Raw genomic sequence first — 5,559 nt, forward strand, 5'->3', positions numbered from 1 at the left:
CGGAGGCGTGATTCTCCGGCCTTTTTTTATGCCTGGTTTATAGTGTTTCCAATTATACCAGTCAGCCTTAAGGCTGACTGGTATGCGCGCGGGGCTGGTGGGGCGGCCGCGCGCAAAATCAAGAGCTCATACCAGCCCGCCACCAAACCCAGAGAGTCAAGCTCTTGGCGGGCTGGTATTATATAGTGATTCACTATAACAATATTACGTGCTAATATTTGCCATCTTGTGGGGGCGAATAAAGACCTCGGGGCAACGAGGTCTTTGGTAAAATCACCGGCAGAACCATAAACGAACCAATCTCATCATGGCGCAACTCATGGCGCAACGGCTACAGAGTGGCATTCATCGTGGCCAGCACAAGCATGATGGGAGGGTGGGGCTGGAAACAGAAAAGCCGGAAACCAGCGCTTAAGGCGCTGATTTCTGGCTGTTTTCAGGGCGATGATTCCCGCAAAAACGGGATTTAGAAGCCTTCGCGCTCGATGCGCTTGCGCTCCATCTTGCGGGCGCGGCGAACAGCCTCGGCGGCTTCGCGGGCGCGGCGCTCGGAGGGTTTCTCATAATGGCGGCGGAGTTTCATCTCGCGGAACACGCCTTCGCGCTGAAGCTTCTTTTTGAGCGCCTTCAGCGCCTGGTCGACGTTATTGTCACGAACGAGAACTTGCACTTGGCCGAAAACTCCTAAAAAACGCCCAAAATAAACGGCGAAACGCGGCCGGGATGGCCGTGTCCGCGAAGATTGCGGCGGCTATAGCATAGATTTGCCGGTAGCCAAATCATTTCTGCTAGACCATTTATGCAGCCATGGCGATTTTGAAAATAGCCCGGATGGGGCACCCCGTGTTGCTGGCCCGCGCGGCGGAGGTTGAGGACGTGCGGGCGGCGGAGGGGCGCCGGTTGCTCGCAGATATGGTGGCGACGCTGAAGGATGCCGGCGGCGTGGGGCTGGCGGCGCCCCAGGTGTTCGCGAGCGTGCGGCTGTTCATTTTTTATGTGCCGGAGTCCCGCGCGGGGAGCGGGGGGGCGCTGCCGCTGACGGCGGTGTTCAACCCGGTGGTGACGCCGCTGGATGAGGATATGGCGCTGGGGTGGGAGGGTTGTCTCTCCATTCCAGGGCTGCGGGCCGCGGTACCGCGTTATAAAAAAGTGCGGCTGAGCGGGCTGGGAATTGAGGGCGAGGCGCTAAATATGGTGCTGGAGGGCTTCGCGGCGCGGGTGGTGCAGCATGAGGCGGACCATCTGGACGGGGTGATGTATCCGATGCGGATGCGCGATTTCAGGTATTTTGGCTTTAATGAGGAAATGGACCGGAATCCGGTGCCGCTTCCTGGGGAGGTTTTGTGATGCGGATTGGCGAGGAGATGGCAGGGGTGCTGGAGGCGCTGCCGGGGCATGCGGCGTTTGACGGGTGGAATATGACGGCGCTTGGCCGCGCCCTGGCCGATGCGGGGGAGGCGCCGGAGGATGCGGCGTTGCTGTTTCCCGGAGGGGCGGGGGAGATGATCGAGGCGTTTTTTGCCTGGAGCTTTGTACGCATGGAGACGGCGGCGGCGCAGGCGGACCTGGCCGCCTACCGCACGCCCGCGAGGGTGCGGGCGGTTGCCGCGATATGGTTTGAGCAAAATGCCGGGAACAAGGAGGCGGTGCGGCGCGCGCTCTCCTGGCTCAGCCTGCCGGGGAATTTGCTCCGGGGACTGCGCATCAACGCGGGCATGGCGGATGCGGTGTGGCATGCGGCGGGGGACAAGTCGGCGGATTTTAACTGGTATACCAAGCGGGGGTTGCTGGCGGCGGTGTTGGCCGCGACGATGCTCTATTGGGTGCATGACCGCTCGGGGGATGAGGAGGCCGTGCTGTGGTTTCTGGACCGGCGGCTGGCGGATGTGGCCTGGGCCGGCGGGCTGCGCAAGCGCGTTGCGGGCAGGTTGCGGGGGCGGCGGTTTGGCGTGGGTTGATGCGCCGGGATGCCGCGTGTGGCTATAATAATACCAGTCAGCCTTAAGGCTGACTGGTATGCGCGCGGGGCTGGTGGGGCGGCCGCGCGCAGAATCAAGAGCTTATACCAGCCCGCCACCAAACCCAGAGAGTCAAGCTCTTGGCGGGCTGGTATAAGACAGAGAAGCGGGGGCCTGAGGGATGACGATTTCACTGTATGGCATGTCGGTGGGCAGTTTCGTGCCGGTGCTGGAGAGCTTGTCGGGGATTCTCGGCAAGGGCGCGGCGCATGGGCGTGAGAAAAATCTGGATTTGGTGAATGCGCGGCTGGCGCCGGATATGTTCACCTTGAAGCAGCAGGTGCAGATTGCCTGCGAGCATGCCAGGAGCTGCGTGTTACGGCTGACCGGGCAGGCGGTGCCGGTGTTTGGCTTTACCGAGGCCGGGATGGAGGATTTGCAGGCGGGAATCGCCGCGACCATCACCTTTTTGAAGGGCATGGATGCGGCGGCATTCGCGGGGGCTGAGACCAGGGAGGTGAGCATCGATCTGCCTGGCGATTTGGTGATCGCGATGGATGGCCTGCAGCAGCTGCAGGCCTGGGCGCTGCCGAATTTTTATTTCCATGTGGTGACGGCGTACGGGATTTTGCGCCACCACGGGGTGAACATCGGTAAGAAGGATTATTTGAGCCAGGTTGGGCCGTTGATCTGCCGCCGGGGGTGAGGGCGGCGCTTGCCAGGGGCTCCGCCGGGAGGCCTTTGACCGGGGAGTGGTAGAGTGATTCAGTGCGTAACGGTGACCTCCCTCTTGAGCTAGATCATGGCGGTGCCAATATGGATTTGGCAAGTTGCTGTTGCCTATTGAGGGACAGTGATCCGGTTGCCTTTTGAGGGACGAATGTTTGCGTAGGAGCAAAAATTATGGATTTTGAGAAATTCACTGAACGTGCGCGCGGGTTCGTGCAGGCGGCGCAGACGATTGCGATGCGCGAATATAACCAGCAGATTACGCCCGAGCATTTGTTGAAGGCGTTTTTGGATGATGAGGAAGGCGCGGCGAGCGGGTTGATCCGTATGGCCGGGGGCGATGCCCAGGCGGCGAAGCAGGCGGTGGATCTGGCGGTTACGAAAATTCCCAAGGTGCAGGGGGCGGGCGCCGGACAACCCGGCATTACGCCCGATATGGTGCGCGTGCTCGATGCGGCGCAGCAAGCGGCAACCAAGGCGGGCGATGAATTCGTGGCGCAGGACCGGTTGTTGATCGCGCTGGCTGCGAGCGATACGCCGGCGGGGCGCGCGTTGAAGGCCGCGGGGGCGAGCGCGCAAGCGTTGGAGCGCGTGGTGGCCGAGGTGCGCAAGGGGCGCAAGGTGGATAGCGCCACGGCTGAGCAGCAGTTTGACGCGCTGAAGAAATATGCGCGCGATGTGACGCAGCTGGCGCGCGACCAGAAGCTGGACCCGGTGATCGGCCGCGATGAGGAGATCCGCCGCACGATACAGGTTCTGGCGCGGCGGACGAAGAATAATCCGGTGCTGATCGGCGAGCCGGGCGTGGGCAAGACCGCGATTGTGGAAGGGCTGGCGCTGCGGATTGTGAACGGGGATGTGCCGGAGAGCCTGCGCAACAAGCGCGTGCTGGCGCTGGATTTGGGCGCGCTGGTGGCTGGGGCCAAGTATCGCGGCGAGTTCGAGGAACGGCTGAAGGCGGTGCTCAAGGAGATTGAGAGCGCGCAGGGCGAGGTGATTTTGTTCATCGATGAGATGCACACGCTGATAGGTGCGGGCAAGGGCGATGGCGCGATGGACGCCTCCAACCTGCTGAAGCCGGAGCTGGCGCGCGGCGCGCTGCATTGCGTGGGGGCGACCACGCTCGATGAATATCGCAAGCATGTGGAGAAGGATGCGGCGCTGGCGCGGCGGTTTCAGCCGGTGTTCGTGGAGGAGCCGAGCGTGGAGGATACCATCTCGATTCTGCGCGGGATCAAGGAGAAATATGAGCTGCACCATGGGGTGCGGATTTCCGACGCGGCGCTGGTGGCGGCGGCCACGCTCTCCAACCGCTATATCACCGACCGGTTTTTGCCCGATAAAGCGATTGACCTGATGGATGAGGCGGCCTCGCGGCTGCGCATGCAGGTGGATAGCAAGCCCGAGGAGCTGGATGAGCTGGACCGGCGGCTGGTGCAGCTGAAGATCGAGCGGGTGGCGCTGAGGAAGGAAAACGACGCGGCCTCGCGCGAGCGGTTGGAAAAGCTAGAACACGAGCTGGCGGCGCTGGAGGAGAAATCCGCCACGCTGAGCACCGCGTGGAAGGCGGAGAAAGACCAGCTGAACGCGACGCAAAGGCTGAAGGAGCAGCTGGACCAGGCGCGCAATGAGGTGGAACTGGCGCAGCGCAAGGGGAATCTGGCCCGGGCATCGGAGCTTTTGTACGGCGAGATTCCGGCGCTGGAGAAGCAGCTGGCGGCCAAGAGCGAAGAGCGGCTGGTGGATGACGCGGTGACGGAAGAGGCGATTGCCGCAGTTGTTTCGCGCTGGACCGGGGTGCCGGTGGAGAAGATGCTGGAAGGCGAGCGGGCCAAGCTGCTGAAGATGGAGGACAGCCTGCGCCAGCGCGTGGTGGGGCAGGAGACGGCGCTGATTGCGGTCTCCAACGCCGTGCGCCGGGCCAGGGCGGGGTTGCAGGACCCGGGGCGGCCGATTGGCAGCTTTTTGTTCCTGGGGCCGACGGGCGTGGGCAAGACCGAGCTGACCAAGGCGCTGGCGGAGTTTCTCTTCGATGATGAGCGGGCGATGGTGCGCTTCGATATGAGCGAGTTCATGGAGAAGCATGCGGTCTCACGCCTGATCGGCGCACCGCCGGGCTATGTGGGCTATGATGAGGGCGGTGTGCTGACCGAGGCGGTGCGGCGCCGGCCGTACCAGGTGATTCTCTTCGACGAGGTGGAGAAGGCGCATGAGGATGTGTTCAATATTCTGCTCCAGGTGCTCGATGACGGGCGGCTGACCGACGGGCAGGGGCGGACGGTGGATTTTCGTAATACGATCATCGTGCTGACCTCCAACCTCGGCTCGGATATTTTGGCGGCGCAGCATGAGGGCGAGGATGTGCGCATGGCCGAGGCGGCTGTGATGGGGCGGGTGCGCGAGCATTTCCGGCCGGAGTTTTTGAACCGTCTGGATGAGATCGTGCTGTTCCGGCGTTTGCAGCGGGCGGATATGGGGACGATCGTAACCATCCAGCTGCGGCACCTGGAAGGGCTGCTGGCGGACCGCAACATTCACATAACGCTGGACCAGGGAGCGCGCGACTGGCTGGCGCAGGCGGGGTATGATCCGGTGTATGGGGCGAGGCCGCTGAAGCGAGTGATCCAGCGCAACCTGCAGAATCCCCTGGCCGGGCTGATTCTGGAGGGAGCGGTGAAAGATGGCGAGAGCGTGCAGGTGAGCGCCTCGGATGCCGGGCTGGTGATCGCGGGGCATTTGGCCGAGGCGGCGTAGAGGCGATTCTCCCCGGGGGGCGTTGGCGCCCTCTGGGGAGTCTGGCGGAGTCGCTGGGTTTGCGCGGTGATTCGTCTGGGGGCGGCGCGGGTTGGCGGCGGGGGCGCAACCGGCCTGG

General features: G+C 63.1%; 5 protein-coding genes. 4 read left to right on the top strand and 1 reads right to left on the bottom strand.

The window, feature by feature from the left end:
* Positions 1 to 466: 466 nt before the first annotated feature.
* Positions 467 to 670 carry a 30S ribosomal protein S21 gene (rpsU, locus tag PHE40_RS10360; RefSeq protein ID WP_007421557.1) on the bottom strand — a complete coding sequence of 68 codons (204 nt, stop codon included), beginning with the start codon at positions 668 to 670 and terminating at the stop codon, positions 467 to 469.
* Positions 671 to 807: 137 nt separating this feature from the next.
* Here rpsU and PHE40_RS10365 point away from each other — a divergent pair, with 137 nt between their 5' ends.
* From PHE40_RS10365 to clpB, 4 genes are all read left to right on the top strand, one after another.
* Complete coding sequence (locus tag PHE40_RS10365) at positions 808 to 1,347, top strand: peptide deformylase (RefSeq protein WP_299961481.1); 540 nt, start codon at positions 808 to 810, stop codon at positions 1,345 to 1,347.
* Entirely contained in the window at positions 1,347 to 1,958 is a 612-nt protein-coding gene (locus PHE40_RS10370) for a COQ9 family protein (RefSeq protein WP_299961486.1), read from the top strand. Before PHE40_RS10365 ends, PHE40_RS10370 begins: the two co-directional genes overlap by 1 nt.
* A 181-nt stretch (positions 1,959 to 2,139) precedes the next feature.
* On the top strand, positions 2,140 to 2,664 hold the full coding sequence (locus PHE40_RS10375) for a DUF1993 family protein (RefSeq protein WP_299961482.1): 525 nt from the start codon (positions 2,140 to 2,142) through the stop codon (positions 2,662 to 2,664).
* Positions 2,665 to 2,861: 197 nt separating this feature from the next.
* Positions 2,862 to 5,441: an ATP-dependent chaperone ClpB gene (clpB, locus tag PHE40_RS10380; RefSeq protein ID WP_299961484.1), complete on the top strand. Its 2,580-nt coding sequence runs from the start codon at positions 2,862 to 2,864 to the stop codon at positions 5,439 to 5,441.
* Positions 5,442 to 5,559: the final 118 nt, after the last annotated feature.

Origin of the sequence: Acidocella sp. (genome assembly GCF_028687955.1) — a bacterium.
Classification (GTDB): Bacteria; Pseudomonadota; Alphaproteobacteria; order Acetobacterales; family Acetobacteraceae; genus Acidocella.